Here is a 15,884-nt window from a genome sequence, read left to right as displayed (position 1 = left end):
GCGTGCGCCGTCCGCGCTCAGCGGGTCGCGAGCGCGAACCGCGTCAGTTCCGCGGTGACCTCGTCGGGGGATTCCTGGTGCGCGAAGTGGCCGGCGCCCGCGATCCGGTGCAACTGCTGTCCAGGTGCGTGCGCTGTGGAGCGCTCGACGGTCCTGGCGAGGACGTAACGGTCGAGCGCGCCGTGGAGTTGCAGGACCGGAATCTGCACCTGCTTGTCCATCGCCGCCATGAAGCGGTGGCCGTCCGGGCGGAACTGGCTGCGGAACGCCCACCGCTGGTACTCCAGTGCCGAGTGCGCGACCCCGGGAATCTGGATCGCGGACCGGAGCCGTCGGGCGACGTCGGTGAACTCGTCGGACTGCGGCCACGCCGGACCGGACCGGGCACGCAGGAGACGCTCGATCTCGGCGCCGTCGTCACGGACCAGTCGTCGCTCCGGACGCCACGGCACCTGGTAGTCGAGGAACGTCGGCAGCAACGCCGACCGCTGTCGCCGGTCCTTCAGGACGGACTGCTTGAGCGCGATCGGGTGAGGCGAGCTGATCAGCCCGATCGACCGTACGAGTCGCGGGTGCAGTAGAGCGGTCGCCCAGCAGACCAGGCCGCCGTCGGCGTGGCCGATGAGGGTGGCATCGGTGTGGCCCATGGCCCGGATCAGTCCCGCGATGTCCCCGGCGAGCGTCCAGCCGTCGTAGCCGCGGGGCGGAGTGTCGGTGTCGCCGTAGCCGCGCAGGTCGACCGCGACCGTGCGGAATCCGGTGTCGGCGAGCGCGGGCAGCTGGTGGCGCCACGTCCACCAGAAGTCGGCGAATCCGTGCAGGAGGACGACGAGCGGGGCGTCGGCGCGGGCGGGACCGGTCTCCGCGGTGTGGAGTCGGATGCCGTTCGCGTGGATGTCGCGATGCGTCCACGGTCCGTCGAAACGGACCGTGGACGGGTCGGGCTGTGTCACTGAGTCGACCACCGCCGGATCAGCCGGCGGCGCCCGTTCCGGTACCCAGCGGGGACGCACCGTCCGGGCGCTGGCCCGGCAGCACCGTGGCGGCCTGCTTGAGGGAGTCGATCGTCTTGTTCGGTGCGCGCAGCTTGCGGACCCGCATGTAGCCGAGGAGCGCGAGGATGCCGGTGACGACCAGCATCAGCACGAAGACGATGAGGAACGACGCCCAGCGATCGAGCCACACGCTGAGCAGCTCTGCGAGGAAGAAGAAGAAGAAGAATGCGCTGAACACCAGCACGGCCAGCGCGAGGATGAAGAACAGGCTGCCCTGCAGCCCCTTCTTGACCTCGCTGGTGACCTCGGACTTCGCGAGCTCGACCTCGGCGCGGAACAGCGTCGACACCTGGGCGGTCGCGTCGCGCACCAGGGTGCCGATCGACGCGGTCTCCGGGTTGTGGAGGTCGGTGAGGGGAATCGAGGAAACCGTGGTCGGGACCCCGTCGCCGGTGAACCGACTGCCGTCTCCCGTGACTCCGTTGCCGTTGGTGACGCTCACTTCTCGACCCCTCCAGGTTGTTCTGACGCGCTGGTAGCTGCGACCCGCGAGCGGTCACTCACGAGCCCTCGGCAGCGGCGCGGGCCTGATGGACCCGTCCGCGTCGCAACAGTAGCGCCGATCCGATCAGTGACGCAGCCAACGACGTGACGAGCACCGCGGCCTTCGCGATGTCCGCTTCGCTGCCGTCGCCGATACCCGCGAGTGCAAGATCGGCCACCAGAAGGCTAACCGTGAACCCGATCGCGCCGAGCACCGACAGGGCGAACATGTCGCGCAGGCCCAGCTGTCGGGGCTTGGTGGCGATGCCCAGACGGATCGCGAGCCACGAGATACCGAAGATTCCGACGGTCTTGCCGACGAGGAGGCCGAGGATGATCGCCAGGCCGATGCGGTCGGTGAACAGCTGGCCGAGGACCTCGCCGTTGATCGGGACGCCGGACGCGAACAGTGCGAACAGCGGCACACAGATCGCTGCGGAGTACGGCTGCAGCCGGTGTTCGAGCCGGGTCGCGGGGGCGTACTGCTCGCCCGGATCGGTCCGGACCCGGGTGAGCAGGCCCAGTGCGACGCCGGCGAGTGTCGCGTGGATGCCCGCCTCGTGGACGCTGTACCAGGTCAGTAGGGCTAGTGGGACGTACAGGAAGGGTGTCGTGACACGGCGCTTCTGGGCGTACCAGTAGGCGACGAGGCACCCGATAGCCGTCAGGATCCACAGGACCGCGACGGAACTGGTGAACAGCACCGCGATCAGGAGGATCGCCAGCAGATCGTCGACCACCGCGAGGCTGAGTAGGAACACGCGCGCGCTCGCCGGGATCCGCGAACCGGTCAGCGCGAGCACGCCGAGCGCGAACGCGATGTCGGTCGCGACCGGGATCGCCCAGCCGCGGTCCATGCCGGGTGCACCGGCGCCGACGACGGCCGCGATGATCGCCGGCACCAGAACACCGCCGCACGCGGCGATGATCGGAAGCAGAGCCTTCTTCCGGTCGGCCAGTTCGCCGACCACGAGTTCGCGTTTGAGCTCCAGCCCGGCGACGAAGAAGAAGATCGCGAGCAGGCCGTCCTGCGCCCAGGTGCCGAGACTGAGGTTCAGGTGGAGGGCGGCGGGGCCGATCTGCCAGTCCCGCAGTGACGTGTACGCGTCGGAGAAGGGAGAGTTTGCCCACAACACGGCCAGCGCGGCCGCGATCAACAGGATGGACCCGCCCACCGTCTCGGTGCGGAGGTAGCGGGCGAGTTCGGAGCGTGCGGCAGAAATCAAGGAAAGCCTCTCACCAGGGATTACGTCGGGTATGACAAAGCTGTCGCCGACCAGACTTCCCGGCACTCCTCCTAGATCTTAACGCGCTCTTTGCAACCGTTCAGTCGGTAATCATCGGTTGCGACGCTGCCCGCGCGGCGTGTTCAATTCCTAAGGTTTGGGATGGATTTCCATTCAGTGGAACTTTGGGAACCAGCTCATGGGCGGGGGAGTCATCGAGATGTCTGTGCAGGAGATTGTCACGTGAGCAAGGAAGTCGAGTCCGCCGAGCGCGGACAGGACGGGTTACCGGCGGTCGGCGCCCCGACGGATTCGTCGACGGTGGGTGGCGTCCCGCGCAGCCGCATCGTCGTCGCCAGCATGGTCGGCACCTCGATCGAGTTCTACGACTTCTACATCTATGCGACGGCCGCGGTGTCGGTCTTCCCGCACCTGTTCTTCCCGAAGGGCAACGACACCACGGCCCTGCTGGCATCGTTCGCGACGTTCGGTCTCGCCTTCGTCGCGCGTCCGCTCGGTTCGATCGTGTTCGGTCACTTCGGCGACCGCATCGGCCGGAAGGCCACGCTCGTCGGATCGCTGCTCACGATGGGCATCGCGACGTTCCTCATCGGACTGCTGCCCACCTATCACGCGGTCGGGCTGTGGGCGCCGGCGCTGTTGGCGCTGATGCGTTTCTGCCAGGGTCTCGGTCTCGGTGGTGAATGGTCCGGCGCCGCGCTGCTCGCGACGGAGACCGCGAAGAGCGGCAAGCGGGCGTGGGCGGCGATGTGGCCGCAGTTGGGCGCACCGATCGGCTTCTTCTTCGCGAACGGTCTGTTCCTGCTGATCACGCTGGCTCTCGGATACACCAGCAGCTCCGACCCCGACCTCGACAGCGCGTTCCTCACGTGGGGCTGGCGGATCCCGTTCCTGTTGAGCGCACTGATGGTGATGATCGGTCTGTACGTGCGCCTCAAGCTCGAGGAGACCCCGGTGTTCGCGCGGGCCGTCGCCAACGGCGAGAAGGTCAAGACGCCGCTCAAGGAGGTCTTCAAGACCAGCTGGCGGCAGCTGATCATCGGCACGTTCGTGATGCTCGCGACCTACACGCTCTTCTACATCATGACGACGTGGGTGCTGAGCTACGGCACCGGCAAGACCACCGCAAACGGTGGCTACGGCGCCGGCTTCCAGTACCGGGACTTCCTGGTGCTGCAGTTGGTGGCGGTGCTGTTCTTCGCGGCCACCATCCCGGTCGCCGGTTGGCTCGCCGACCGCTTCGGACGCCGCATCACGCTGCTCGTGATCACCGCCGCGATGATGGCCTTCGGTCTGACGTTCGGACTCCTCCTGGGAGTCGACGACATGAGCGACACCCGGATGCTGGTGTTCCTGATCATCGGCATGGTGCTGATGGGTCTGACCTTCGGCCCGATGAGTGCGGTTCTGCCCGAGTTGTTCCCCACCAACGTCCGGTACACGGGTTCGGGCATCGCGTACAACACCGCGAGCATCCTCGGCGCCGCGGTGGCCCCGTTCATCGCGACCTGGCTGGCGACCAGCTACGGCGTCGGCTGGGTGGGTGTCTATCTGTTGATCGCGTCGGCGCTCACGTTCGCCGCGTTGCTCGTGATGCGGGAGACCAAGGACGAGTCGCTCGACAACGTCTGATCCCTGCGCGGGACGCGAAGGAGGGTGTGACCGATCCGGTCACACCCTCCTTGTCGTCGAGGTCCGAGCCGTCGGGTTCTTCCGAGACTCGCCGAGGCAGATCAACAGCCCTGCTGCACGAAGAGCGGGTAGGGCTCGCCGGTGAGCATCCCCGCGTAGCGGACGCGGGGACGCTCGGCGCTCTCCGCCGGTGCACCCGCGATCCAGGCGTAGGTCCACGGTCCTTCGTCGAGCGCGACGATCGCGATCGTGTCCGGCGTGAAATCGGTGCAGGTCCGGCTGGGGGACACCTCGATGATGCTCCAGGAGACGATCGAACCGGTGCCCGCCGACGGCACCCGGCTGATCTCCGTGCCGCGGCACGACGAACACGTCGACGCGTCCGGGGCGAGCAGGGCGCCGCAGCAGTCGCAACTGCCGATCGTGAAGCGCTCCATGGTGGTGGTGCGGGGAGGCTGGGTCTGCATCGGGATACCTCGACTTCGTGAAGCTTGGGATGTCCGACTCCCACAGTTCCAACTCCGGCGCAAGCCCACGACGGTAGATCTACCGGGGGGCATACCTGTTTCCCGATCGGGCAGGTGCCGGACCCGGGTCAGACGGCGTCGCCTTCGACCTGTTTTCCCTGTTCGACGACCCAGGCGGCGATCTGGGTGCGCGAATTGAACCCCAGTTTCGCGAGGACGTGCTCGACGTGGCCCTGGACGGTGCGCTGCGAGATCACCAACTGATCGGCGATGGCCTTGTTGGTCAGGCCCTGCGCCACGAGGTCGGCAACCTCCTGCTCCCGTGGCGTCAGGTCGGTGGCGGCACGCTCGGTGGGGCCCTGCCTGGGGATTTCTCCCTCGGTCGCGAAGACGACGATCTCGTCTCGTGTGAGCCCTGCCCCCTGACGGATGGCCGCGTCGAACGAGCGGTCGCCCAGTGCACGCCGACAGAGGTCGCGGGCTTCGTCGTGGTTGTACCGCAGCGCCGGGATGACGACACCGGGATTCCCGGCCGCGGACCACAGGGTGTCGGCGGCGCCGAGCAGGGTCGCGCCGCGCTGGAAGTCGCGCGTCGCGGTGGCCGTCCAGGCCAGTGCCTCCACACAGACCGCCGTCCCGAGCAGGTCGTCGACGTCGCCACTCAACTTCGCCGCCTGCTCGAACAGTGGACGCGCCTCCTCCGGGGCGTCGTGCCATACCGCGAGCCCCTGCATGCTCAGGGCGTAGGACCGATAGATCGACTCTCCGTGGGTGGTGGTGATGTCGAGTACCTCGCCGGAGTAGCGGGCGGCCTCTTCGCCCTCGCGGAGCACAGCGGTCGCCGTTGCAAGGCCGAGGACGGTGGTGACGTGCCGGAGAAGATTCCGCCCGGCGCGGACGGTGTCGAGAATGCTGCGGAGCAACCGGATCGCTTCGGCCTGCTCGCCTGCGTAGATCCGCAGGTGTCCGGCGGCATGGACGACGTCGAGGTCGGTCTCGTCCCTCCCGACCCGGGCGGCGACGTCGTAGGCCTCGGCGACGAGAGCTTCCCCCGCCGCGATGTCGCCCTGGTTCGCGGCGAGGATCGATGCCGAGGCCAGTGCCTTCACACGTTCGGGCGTCGGATCTCCGGCCTGCACCGTCAGTGCCCGGCCGAGCCAGAGGCGCCCTTCGTTGAGCAGGCCGCGGGAGATCCAGAAGATGTAGAGCACGTTCGCGATGCGGAGGCCGTTCTCGGCCTCGCCGGGTTCGGTCATGCAGAATTCGAGCGCGTCGCGCAGGTTGGACCGTTCACGCTCGAGCCGAGCGACCCAGGCGGGCTGGTTCGGGCTGATCCACTCGTCCTCGCACCGGCGGGTCAATGCCTGATACCAGTCCCGGTGCCGACGGCGCAGGGCGTCGTACTCACCGGATGCGTGCAGGTGCTCGAGCCCGTAATCCCGCAGCGTCTCGAGTAGGCGGTATCGCACGATCCCGTCGTATTCCTCGCGGATCAGGATGGACTTGTCGATGAGGGAGGCGACCAGGTCGAGCAGGTCGTGCTCGGTGAGGTCGCCGGCCGCGATCGCCTCGGCCGCATCGAGTTCGAATCCGTGCGGGAAGATCGACAACCGCCGCCACAGCCCCTGTTCGGTGGGGGTGCACAGGTCATGGCTCCAGTCGATGCTCATGCGCAGGGTCTGCTGACGGTCGGGACCGGATCGGCTGCCCCCGGTGAGCAGGCGGAACCGATCGGTCAGGCGCTCGAGGACCTGCCCGACCGACATGGCTCGCAGCCGGGCCGCCGCGAGTTCGATGGGCAGAGGAAGCCCGTCCAGCTCGGCGCAGATCGCGAGGATCGTCTCGCGGTTGTCCTCGGTGAGCTCGAACCCGGGAACCGCGGCCGCGGCCCGTTCCACGAACAGATTCACCGCCTCGTACTGCGCCAACGCCCGTATCGGCGTCGATCGGTCCGGGACGGGGAAGCTCATCGGGGGGACGCGGAACACGATTTCCCCGCCGATGGCGAGCGGCTCGCGGCTCGTCGCCAGGATGCGCAGCTCGGGACAGGTCCGCAGCAGGGTCTCGGCCAGTTTCGCGACGGCATCGATGAGGTGCTCGCAGTTGTCGAGGACGAGCAGCTTGTTCCGGGAGGCCAGGTAGTCGGTGAGGATCTGCGTGGTCGGGACCGCCGCCTGCTCCCGCAGGCCGAGGGTCGCCGCCACGGCCTCGGCCGCCAGCTGTGGGTCGCGTCGCTCGCCGAACTCGACCAGCCACACTCCGTCGGTGAACGCGCGCCTGGAGTCGGCGGCCACCCGCAGCGCGAGTCGGGTCTTGCCCACTCCGCCGATGCCGGTGAACGTCACCAGACGAGAGGCAGAGAGGAGCCGTCTCGCCTCGGTCACCTCGTGGCGACGTCCGACGAAACTGGTCAGGTCGAGGGGCAGGTTTCCGACCCTGCCCCGCGTCGTCGCGGGTGCCATCGTGACCCTCGTCTCCGGGAACCTGCGCTCTCGGTCCCTGCCGGTCACGGTACGCCTGTGTGCCATATCGAGGGTGTGACCTGGCGATATGGCACACAGGCAAGATCCTCACACCCGGGTGACGTCGACCCTCCCGTCGATGACCCGCGTTCGCAGCGTCAGCGGATCCGTGCCCGTCGGGCGATGCGAGAGGACTGCGGTCGCGACCGGGTCTGCCAGTGCGTTGCGGACGGTGCGCCGCAGCCCACGCGCCCCGTACGCCGGATCGAAGCCGCGTTCCCGCAGCAGCGCGACGACGTCCGCTCCGACGTCGATGCGGATCGCGCGTCGTGCGAGCCGGGCGGCGACGAGCTCGACCTCGAGCCGCGTCACCTGCTCGGCGGTCCGGTCGTCGAACTCGTCGAGGATGATCGTCTCGTCGAGCCGGTTGAAGAACTCCGGGTCGAAGAATCGCTCGAGTGCGCGCTGGACGAGGTCCCGTCCGCGTGCCGACTCGGGGCGGGTTCGTAACCTCTCCGCGAGCCGACGCGTTCGGTTCCGCCGGTTCGCGGCGGCGACGTCGGCTGAACCCAGGTTCGATGTCAGGAACACGTAGCTGTTGCGGAAGGAGATCGTCTGCTGGCCGTTGGCGAGCCGCAGCTCGCCGTGGTCGAGGATCTGCAGCAGAGCCCGCAGCACGGTCGCATCCGCCTTCTCGACCTCGTCGAACAGCACGATTCCCGGTGTGTACGGATCACCCTCGACCGCACCTCGGTCGAACAGCGTGAACGACTCCTTACTGCCGGCATATCCGGGCGGCGCCCCCGAGAACGAGGCCGCGTAGTGCTCCTGTGCCAGCGCGTTCATGTCGATGCGGCACATGTCGTCCGGCCCGGACCGCAGCTCCGCCGCGACCCGGCGGACCAACTCTGTCTTGCCGACGCCGGTAGGGCCGACCAGCAGGATGTTGGCGAGCGGGCGGGTGGGGTCGTTGGCTCCCACCTGTGCCAGCGACACCGCACGGACGACCGCGTCGACTGCGGGACGCTGGCCGACGATCCGCGCGTTCAGTCGCTCGGCCAGCGTCCTCGGGTCGAAGGCACCGGGCGGTGCCGGCGTGGAGGGTTCCTCGACGACCGTCTCCCGCGTGCGGTTCTGGTCGTGGAACATGTCGGTGAGGTAGGGCATGGGGGCTCCTGGTCTTGTCTACGCCTCGGAGGTCTGTTCGACGGGGAGTGAGCCGACACGGCAATCGGCCACGCCCACGGTGTCTCTCGTGATCGCCTCGACGCGTTCCTGCGCCTTCTGGGCGTCGGTGACCCACAGCTTGTAGAACTCGAAGGGGCAGTCCGCCACGCCCTTGTCGCCGTCGCCGGCGGCGTGCACGCCCGAGTACCCGCGGTGGAGCAGTTTGAACAGGTGGTTCTGCGATTGGTCGTTCTCGCGGGCATCGCGGATCGCCGACACCGACAGCTGCGCGTACTGGATGCCGTACTCCTCCTCGCCGGTCTCGCCGAGGGTGCGGCCGTCGAAGCCGATGATGGCCGAGTGTCCGAAATACGAATAGACACCGTCGAATCCGGCGGCATTCGCGACCGCGACGTAGCAGTTGTTCGCCCACGCCATCGCCTTGGACATCAGCACCTGCTGGTCCTTCGCGGGGTACATGTAACCCTGGCAGCGGACGATCAGTTCGGCACCCTTCATCGCGCAGTCGCGCCAGATCTCCGGGTAGTTGCCGTCGTCGCAGATGATCAGGGAGATCTTCAGGCCCTTCGGGCCCTCGGTGACGTGGGTGGTGTCGCCGGGATACCAGCCCTCGATCGGGCACCAGGGCAGGATCTTCCGGTACTTCTGGACGATCTCGCCCCTGTTGTTCACGAGGATCAGGGTGTTGTACGGCGGCTTGTTCGGGTGTTCCTCGTGCTGCTCGCCCGTGATCGAGAAGACGCCCCACGTGTCGGCCTCGCGGCACGCGGCGGAGAAGATCGCGGTCTCCTCGCCGGGAATCGTTGCGGCCGTGTCGTACATCTCCTGCTCGTCGTACATGATGCCCTGCGTCGAGTACTCCGGGAACACCACCAGGTCGAGGCCGGGTAGGCCCGACTTCATGCCGATCATCATGTCGGCGATGCGGCGTGCATTCTCGAGGACGCCGGCCTTGTCGTGCAGGCGCGGCATCTTGTAGTTCACCACCGCCACGCCGACGGTGTCGTTGCTGGAAGAGATGTCTCCGTGTCGCATGTCGTACTCCTTCTGAGGGGGTGTTGCCGGATTGGGATCAGATGTGGACGGAACTCATTTGCGGGGCCGAAGGTTTCGCAGTCCACGCGGTCTTGCGGCGGCCTGCCGTCGTCCGACAGCCGAGTGCGGCGGCCAGTGCGACGAGCGCCGTCAGTGCAACCGCCCAGACGAGTGCGAGGGCAGGAGAGGTGCGGAAGTTGCCGGTGAGTGCCAGGAACGCCGGGAGTGTGCACGTGGGCTGGCTGAGCAGGATCGCCGTCCAGCCCGTGAATCGGGTGAGCCGTTCCATCCCGAGGGCGAGGACCAGGAAGAACAGGGTCCACAGCCACGCCCAGGCGAGCCAGATGACACCGAACACCGGATCGTCGACGATGGTGAACGACAGTGCCGCGTAGACGAGTGCTGCACCGGCCACGAACGCGGAGAACCACCCGATCCCCTGTGGTTCGAGGCCGGCGAGGTTCGAGATGCCCACGTACAGGTACGTGAAGCCGAACAGGTACAGGCCGGAAGCGGCGAGGATCGTCGCCGAATCGCCTTGGGCCAGAACCAGCATGACGGTCGGAATGATGCACTGCAGGGCCCCGACGAACAGGTTCGACACGGCCGCCGACCTGGCGGGTACGACGTCGAGCAGCATCAGTCCGTTGACGAACAGGACCGCTCCTACGTACAGCAAACCGACACTGCCCATCGGACACCTCGCATTGCTTTCAAATGGAATGATTTCAAATGAAAGTAAATGGCGCGCGCCACAGTGTCAAGGGGCGGAGGGAAGTGTCCGGATCAGAGAGTGGTGACGATCTCGAAGTCCAGGCCGTTTGCCATCGCTAGATGAATTCGTTGCCGTGCCACACGGTTTCGGAACTCCACCGTGCCGCGCGGGCCGTCGTACGCGACACCGTCCACCGCGCGGTCCAGGTCGCCGGTGTGCGTGGTTCCGGCGCGGTGGATGAGGCTCGACAGCGTGTGGACGCCCTCGTAGCAGGATTCCGCCGCGTTGTTGAGGGCGGGTGCGCTCGTCCCGTGCAACGCGACGTAGCGGCCCAGGAGGTCCATCGAGTTGGCGTCGATCATCGAACGGAAGTACCCGGCCGCGGCGAACAGGCCCTTCGTTGCCCGCGGTCCGCTCGCGAGCAGCATGTTCTCCTCCATCAGTGGGCTGAACCGGAGGATGCGGTCGTCGAGTCCGCGCCGCGCGAAGGCGCGGTTGAAGTCCACCGCATCCTGTCCGACCAGCAGCATCAGGACGCCGTCGCAGTCCGACGCCGCGACCGCGTCGACCATGCGTTTCATGTTGCCGCGGCCGAGGTCCACGAACGACTCGCCGACGATCCGCAGGTCGAGTTCGCGAGCGTACGCCCGCACCGCGCCGAGCGAGCCGTGCGGCCACACGTAGTCGTCGCCGACCACGAACCACTTCCGCACACCGGTGTTGTCGCGCAACCACTTCAGCGCGGGTGCGATCTGCTGGCGTGGCGTCTCACCGCAACAGAAGATGCCCGAACGGTTCTCTCCGCCCTCGTACAGCGACGTGTACGAGTAGGGGACCCGGCCTGCGACGACGGGCGCCAGCGCATGCCGAACCGACGAGATGTGCCATCCGCTGACGGCATCGATTCCGCCGGTGTCGATCAGACGCCCGACCTCGGCGGCGATCGATCGGGGGTCGGCACCGCCGTCGACCACCTGGATGCGCACCTCGCGGCCGAGCACTCCGCCGGCCGCGTTGAGGTCGTGGGCGGCCAGTTCGCTGATGGCCTCACACGACGGGCCGAACAGTCCGGCCGGGCCCTGGAGTGGCACGACCATCGCGACGCGCCACTCGGCGGCCCGCGAGCGGGCCGGTGCGGCACCGGCGCTCACGTCGAGGGCTCCGCGTCTTCGCAGGTGGGTAACTGCGCATGAGCTATCATTTCATTTGAAAGTATTGCCCGTGGAGTGTGAACTGCGCAACAGCTCGGGGGTCGTCAGTGCCGAAGAATGATGCCGCGGTCGCGTCGGCCGACGCGACCTTGACGACCGTGCTCGTGCGTGCCGCGCGGATTGCGGGGCAGGCCGTCGATCGGGCGCTGGCCGCCGACAAGCTCTCGGTCGACCACTTCCTGGTGCTCGAGGCTCTAGCGGAGTCGGCTGGTTCGACGATGGCCGAACTGCACGAGCGCACCCGGACCCCGGCGCCCACCCTGACGCGTGTCGTCGACCGGCTGGTCTCCGTCGCGGCCGTGTACCGCGAGGTCGACACGGATGATCGCCGCAAGGTGCGGGTGCATCTGAGTGCGCGGGGGAAGACGCTGCATGCGCGCGTGGCCGCGGAGGTTCGTGACGCCGAGCGTCACATGCTCGGAGACGTCCCCGGGCCGACCGGCGAAGAGCTGCGAAGGGCTCTGGCCGCGCTCGCCTAGACCGAGCCCGACGTCCCCTCCGGCCCCGACGGGCCGGAGAGGACGTCGGTCGAGCGCGGGACTACTTGCCGCGAATCGCGTCGAAGACCTTGGGGTCCACGAGGGTGGAGGTGTCGCCGAGGTCGCGTCCTTCGGCGACGTCGCGCAGGAGGCGGCGCATGATCTTGCCGGAGCGGGTCTTGGGCAGTTCGGGGACGACGGTGATCTGGCGGGGTTTGGCGATCGGGGAGATCTCGGTGGAGACCTGTGCGCGCAGTTCCGCGATCAGCGCCTCACCGGTGTTTTCGGCGCCTTCGCGGAGGATGACGAACGCGACGATGCCCTGGCCGGTGGTCTCGTCGGCGGCGCCGACGACGGCGGCCTCGGCGATCGCGTGGTGTCCGACGAGCGCGGACTCCACCTCGGAGGTGGAGATGCGGTGCCCGGAGACGTTCATGACGTCGTCGACGCGGCCGAGGACCCACAGGGCGCCGTCCTCGTCGTACTTGGCGCCGTCGCCGGCGAAGTACCAGCCCTCTACGGCGTAGCGGGACCAGTAGGTGTCGCGGTAGCGGTCCATGTCGCCCCAGATACCGCGGAGCATCGCCGGCCACGGCTCGTCGAGGACGAGGTAGCCGCTGCCGCCGGCGCCGAGTTCGTGGGCGTCGTCGTCGACGATCTTCGCGGAGATACCGGGCAGGGGTGCCATCGCGGAACCGGGCTTGGTGGCGGTGATACCCGGCAGCGGGGAGATCATGATCGCGCCGGTCTCGGTCTGCCACCAGGTGTCGACGATCGGGGCGGTCCCGCCGCCGATGACGTCACGGAACCAGCGCCACGCTTCGGGGTTGATCGGCTCCCCGACCGAGCCGAGCAGGCGGATCGAAGACAGGTCGTGGGCGTCGGGGATTTCCCGGCCCCACTTCATGAACGTGCGCACCAGCGTCGGGGCCGTGTAATAGATGCTGACGCCGTACTTTTCGATGATCTGGAAGTGCCGGTGCTCGTCGGGGGAGTTGGGGGTGCCCTCGTAGACGACCTGGGTGACGCCGTTGCTCAGCGGCCCGTACACGATGTAGGAGTGTCCGGTGACCCAGCCGATGTCGGCGGTGCACCAGTACACGTCGCGGCCGGCCTTGTGGTCGAACACGTTGTGGTGGGTGTACGACGCCTGCGTCAGGTAGCCGCCGGAGGTGTGGATGATGCCCTTGGGCTTACCGGTGGTGCCGGAGGTGTAGAGGATGAACAGCGGGTGCTCGGCGTCGAAGGCCCGTGCCTCGTGCGTGTCCGACGCCTTCTCGACGGTGTCGTGCCACCACAGGTCCCGGCCGGCGGTGATGTCGACGTCGATGCCGGTTCGCTTGACCACCAACACGTTGCGCACCGACTCCGCGCCGTCGACGGCCTCGTCGACGGCCGGCTTGAGCGGGGCCGCCTGGCCGCGGCGCCACTGCCCGTCGACGGTGACCACCAGCTTGGCGGCGGCGTCGTCGATGCGCGAGCGCAGCGCGGTCGCCGAGAAGCCGGCGAACACCACCGAGTGGGTCAGGCCGAGGCGGGCGCACGCGAGCATCGTCACGATCGCCTCGGGGATCATCGGCATGTAGATCGCGACCCGATCACCGGCGACGAGGCCGAGTTCGGTGAAAGCGTTTGCCGCGCGGCTCACCTCGGCGAGCAGGTCGTTGTAGGTGATGTCGCGGGAATCGCCCGGCTCACCCTCGAAGTGGATCGCGACACGGTCACCGTTGCCGGCCAGCACGTGCCGGTCGACGCAGTTGTAGGCGACGTTCAACTCGCCGCCGACGAACCACTTCGCAACGGGAGCGTCCGACCAGTCCAGGACCTCGGTCCACTCGGTCGCCCAGTCCAGCCGCCGGGCCTGGGCGTCCCAGAAGGCGAGCCGGTCGCGGTCCGCCTCGGCCTGCAACTCGGGGCCCGCATTCGCGGCGGCCGTGAACTCCGCGCTGGGCGGGTACACCTCGGGGGCGTCGGTAGCACTGCTCGTCATCTCGGCTTGCCTTCTTTCCGATCGAAATCGACGGTTGTCGCACGTGTGAGGGTAGTCACACGTGACCGGCGTCGCAGAGTCGCCTCCCGCGGAGCGGTCGCTGCGTGCGACTACCGGTCGATTCTCCGCGACGGATGGTCCGCGCGCAGGGTTCGGCCCCGTCGGCGACGTCGGTACGACGTTGCGATCGGGCGTCGAAACGGTGCCGATCCGATCGGGCGCCACCGGACCCCGGTGGCGGCGATCGAGGGCTGTCTATCGTCACAACCACCAACCGAGCGAGTCGGGAGGTGGGCTGTGGCTGTTCGGCGACGGATCGGTCGCGCTGTGGTGTCGGCGCTCGTGGCGGCGCTGGCCGCGTCGATGCTCGCGGCGTGCACCGGTGGGGCGGGGTCGGGCACGGGCATCGTCTACGCCTGGAGCGGCGAACCGCAGAATCCGCTGATCCCGACGGACACCGGTGAGAACACCGGCGGCCGCGTGCTCGACGCCCTGTTCGCGGGCCTGGTCTCGTACACCGCGGACGGCGGGGTCGAGAACGAGGTGGCGCAATCGATCGAGACACTCGACGGCCGGAACTACACCGTGACGCTCGAGGACGGCTGGACCTTCACCGACGGCACCCCGGTCACGGCGCACTCGTTCGTCGACGCGTGGAACTACGGCGCGTTGTCCACCAATGCGCAGTTGCAGTCGTCGTTCTTCGATCCGATCCAGGGCTACGACGAGGTCGCCGGGGCGACCCCGACGGCGTCGACGATGTCCGGGCTGGAGGTACAGGACGACCACACGTTCACGATCAGGCTGAAGCAGTCGGAGGCGGCGTTCCCGACGCGGCTCGGGTTCGCGGCGTATTACCCGCTGCCGCAGTCCGCGTACGCCGACATGGCCGCGTTCGGGCAGCACCCGATCGGCAACGGCCCGTACCGGCTCGCGGCCGACGATGCGTGGCAGCACAATGTGCGCATCGATCTGCTGGCGAACCCGGGCTATCGCGGCAGTCGGGCCCCGCGGAACGAGGGCGTGACCTTCGTGCTGTACAGCAACCTCGACACCGCGTACACCGACCTGCTGTCGAACAATCTGGACGTGCTGGACGGGGTTCCGGCGAGTGCCCTCGACACGTTCGAGGAGGAGTTGCCGGGACGCACCGTCAACCAGCCGTCCGCGACCATCGAGACCTTCACTGTCCCGGAACGACTGCCGCACTTCGGCGGTGAGGAGGGCAGGCTTCGGCGGCAGGCCATATCGCAGGCGATCGACCGGCAGCAGATCACCGACCGGCTGTTCGCGAGCACCCGGACGCCGGCACGGGATTTCACCAGCCCCGCAGTGCCCGGCTGGACGCCCGAACTGGTGGGAGTCGGCAACCTCGACTTCGCGCCCGACCGCGCGCGGGCGCTGTGGGCGCAGGCCGACACCCTCGCGCCGTGGAGCGGATCGTTCGCGATCGCCTACAACTCCGATGGCGGACACCAGGACTGGGTGGACGCGGTCTGTAACAGCATTCGCAACACGCTCGGAATCGATGCCCGGGGAGCGCCGTATCCGACGTTCGCGCAGTTGCGGACCGAAGTCACCGAACGGACCATTCGGACTGCGTTCCGCTCGGGCTGGCAGGCCGACTATCCGCAGCAGTACGGCTTCCTGGCGCAGAACTACCAGACGGGCGGCAGTTCCAACGACGGCGAGTACTCCGACCCGGAGTTCGACGCCCTGCTGCGCGCGTCGGCCGGCGCCACGGATCCGGTCGAGTCGCAGCGGTTGGTCGATCGGGCCCAGGAGATCCTGCTGCGGGACCTGCCGGCCGTGCCGAACTGGAACCGCAACGCGTCGGGTGGTTGGTCGGAGTACGTGACCGACGTCAGGTTCGGGTGGGACGGGGTGCCGCTCTACTATCTGGTCGAGAAGAAGTGACCC

The 15,884-nt window shown here is 68.0% G+C and carries 13 protein-coding genes; 3 read left to right on the top strand and 10 right to left on the bottom strand.

Features of this window, described 5'->3' with window-relative positions; translation table 11 throughout:
• Positions 1-17 precede the first annotated feature (17 nt).
• Genes AC1RIF_RS16335 through nhaA form a run of 3 tightly spaced genes read right to left on the bottom strand, consistent with a single transcriptional unit; the run spans position 18 to position 2,764 of the window.
• Positions 18-953 (bottom strand): alpha/beta fold hydrolase, encoded by a 936-nt coding sequence (locus tag AC1RIF_RS16335; RefSeq protein WP_492602411.1) that lies wholly within the window; start codon positions 951-953, stop codon positions 18-20.
• 19 nt (positions 954-972) lie between these two features.
• Positions 973-1,497, bottom strand: coding sequence for a phage holin family protein (locus AC1RIF_RS16330; RefSeq protein ID WP_492602410.1), 525 nt, complete (start codon positions 1,495-1,497; stop codon positions 973-975).
• A 58-nt stretch (positions 1,498-1,555) separates the two neighbouring features.
• Positions 1,556-2,764, bottom strand: coding sequence for a Na+/H+ antiporter NhaA (gene nhaA, locus AC1RIF_RS16325; RefSeq protein ID WP_492602409.1), 1,209 nt, complete (start codon positions 2,762-2,764; stop codon positions 1,556-1,558).
• Positions 2,765-3,085: 321 nt separating this feature from the next.
• Here nhaA and AC1RIF_RS16320 point away from each other — a divergent pair, with 321 nt between their 5' ends.
• Positions 3,086-4,417, top strand: coding sequence for an MFS transporter (locus AC1RIF_RS16320; protein WP_492602763.1), 1,332 nt, complete (start codon positions 3,086-3,088; stop codon positions 4,415-4,417).
• 101 nt (positions 4,418-4,518) lie between these two features.
• Here AC1RIF_RS16320 and AC1RIF_RS16315 read toward each other — a convergent pair whose 3' ends face one another.
• From AC1RIF_RS16315 to AC1RIF_RS16290, 6 genes are all read right to left on the bottom strand, one after another.
• On the bottom strand, positions 4,519-4,884 hold the full coding sequence (locus tag AC1RIF_RS16315) for a Zn-ribbon domain-containing OB-fold protein (protein WP_492602408.1): 366 nt from the start codon (positions 4,882-4,884) through the stop codon (positions 4,519-4,521).
• Positions 4,885-5,012: 128 nt separating this feature from the next.
• Positions 5,013-7,346 (bottom strand): ATP-binding protein, encoded by a 2,334-nt coding sequence (locus AC1RIF_RS16310; protein WP_492602407.1) that lies wholly within the window; start codon positions 7,344-7,346, stop codon positions 5,013-5,015.
• Positions 7,347-7,454: 108 nt separating this feature from the next.
• Entirely contained in the window at positions 7,455-8,513 is a 1,059-nt protein-coding gene (locus tag AC1RIF_RS16305; RefSeq protein WP_492602406.1) for an AAA family ATPase, read from the bottom strand.
• Between the two features lie 18 nt (positions 8,514-8,531).
• Entirely contained in the window at positions 8,532-9,569 is a 1,038-nt protein-coding gene (locus AC1RIF_RS16300; protein WP_492602405.1) for an aliphatic amidase, read from the bottom strand.
• A gap of 37 nt (positions 9,570-9,606) precedes the next feature.
• Positions 9,607-10,263 (bottom strand): AmiS/UreI family transporter, encoded by a 657-nt coding sequence (locus AC1RIF_RS16295; RefSeq protein WP_492602404.1) that lies wholly within the window; start codon positions 10,261-10,263, stop codon positions 9,607-9,609.
• Positions 10,264-10,355: 92 nt separating this feature from the next.
• Positions 10,356-11,381 carry a substrate-binding domain-containing protein gene (locus tag AC1RIF_RS16290; protein WP_492602762.1) on the bottom strand — a complete coding sequence of 342 codons (1,026 nt, stop codon included), beginning with the start codon at positions 11,379-11,381 and terminating at the stop codon, positions 10,356-10,358.
• Between the two features lie 161 nt (positions 11,382-11,542).
• On the opposite strand from AC1RIF_RS16290, the gene AC1RIF_RS16285 reads away from it, so the two are divergent.
• A complete protein-coding gene (locus tag AC1RIF_RS16285; protein WP_492602403.1) occupies positions 11,543-11,974 on the top strand; it encodes a MarR family winged helix-turn-helix transcriptional regulator in 432 nt (143 codons plus the stop codon).
• 61 nt (positions 11,975-12,035) lie between these two features.
• Here AC1RIF_RS16285 and acs read toward each other — a convergent pair whose 3' ends face one another.
• The gene (gene acs / locus AC1RIF_RS16280; protein WP_492602402.1) at positions 12,036-13,964 is read right to left on the bottom strand and encodes an acetate--CoA ligase; all 1,929 of its coding nucleotides are present in this window, start codon (positions 13,962-13,964) and stop codon (positions 12,036-12,038) included.
• 363 nt (positions 13,965-14,327) lie between these two features.
• Here acs and AC1RIF_RS16275 point away from each other — a divergent pair, with 363 nt between their 5' ends.
• Complete coding sequence (locus AC1RIF_RS16275; RefSeq protein ID WP_492602761.1) at positions 14,328-15,881, top strand: peptide ABC transporter substrate-binding protein; 1,554 nt, start codon at positions 14,328-14,330, stop codon at positions 15,879-15,881.
• Positions 15,882-15,884: the final 3 nt, after the last annotated feature.

Source organism: Prescottella sp. GW823-FHT02E09 (assembly GCF_058797375.1).
The sequence above is the reverse complement of the archived record's forward strand: the minus strand, read 5'-3'. Positions and strand labels throughout refer to the sequence as shown.

Coding starts and splice junctions, on each gene's coding strand:
- AC1RIF_RS16315 (WP_492602408.1), bottom strand. CDS start 4,884: ATGCAGACCCAGCCTCCCCGCACCACCACCATGGAGCGCTTCACGATC.
- AC1RIF_RS16310 (WP_492602407.1), bottom strand. CDS start 7,346: ATGGCACCCGCGACGACGCGGGGCAGGGTCGGAAACCTGCCCCTCGAC.
- AC1RIF_RS16305 (WP_492602406.1), bottom strand. CDS start 8,513: ATGCCCTACCTCACCGACATGTTCCACGACCAGAACCGCACGCGGGAG.
- AC1RIF_RS16300 (WP_492602405.1), bottom strand. CDS start 9,569: ATGCGACACGGAGACATCTCTTCCAGCAACGACACCGTCGGCGTGGCG.
- AC1RIF_RS16295 (WP_492602404.1), bottom strand. CDS start 10,263: ATGGGCAGTGTCGGTTTGCTGTACGTAGGAGCGGTCCTGTTCGTCAAC.
- AC1RIF_RS16290 (WP_492602762.1), bottom strand. CDS start 11,381: ATGGTCGTGCCACTCCAGGGCCCGGCCGGACTGTTCGGCCCGTCGTGT.
- acs (WP_492602402.1), bottom strand. CDS start 13,964: ATGACGAGCAGTGCTACCGACGCCCCCGAGGTGTACCCGCCCAGCGCG.
- AC1RIF_RS16275 (WP_492602761.1), top strand. CDS start 14,328: ATGCTCGCGGCGTGCACCGGTGGGGCGGGGTCGGGCACGGGCATCGTC.